Here is a 269-nt window from a genome sequence, read left to right as displayed (position 1 = left end):
GACGTTGAAGACGACGACGTTGATAGGCCGGGTGTGTAAGCGCAGCGATGCGTTGAGCTAACCGGTACTAATGACCCGTGAGGCTTAACCTTACAACGCCAGAGGCGTTTTGCGAGACGCAGATTTTCAGCTTGTGACGGATAGTCCGTGTGGCCTTGTGGCGGCGCGGAAAACAGAATTTGCCTGGCGGCACTAGCGCGGCGGTCCCACCTGACCCCATGCCGAACTCAGAAGTGAAACGCCGTAGCGCCGATGGTAGTGTGGGGTCT

The 269-nt window shown here is 58.0% G+C and carries 2 rRNA genes; both read left to right on the top strand.

Going from position 1 to position 269, the window contains the following annotated elements:
- Positions 1-92, top strand: a 23S ribosomal RNA gene (locus tag B2J69_RS23550); the annotation flags it as partial.
- Between the two features lie 90 nt (positions 93-182).
- A 5S ribosomal RNA gene (gene rrf, locus B2J69_RS23545) occupies positions 183-269 on the top strand; the annotation flags it as partial.

It is taken from the genome of Pantoea latae (genome assembly GCF_002077695.1).
GTDB classification, from domain to species: domain Bacteria; phylum Pseudomonadota; class Gammaproteobacteria; order Enterobacterales; family Enterobacteriaceae; genus Pantoea; species Pantoea latae.
The sequence above is the reverse complement of the archived record's forward strand: the minus strand, read 5'-3'. Positions and strand labels throughout refer to the sequence as shown.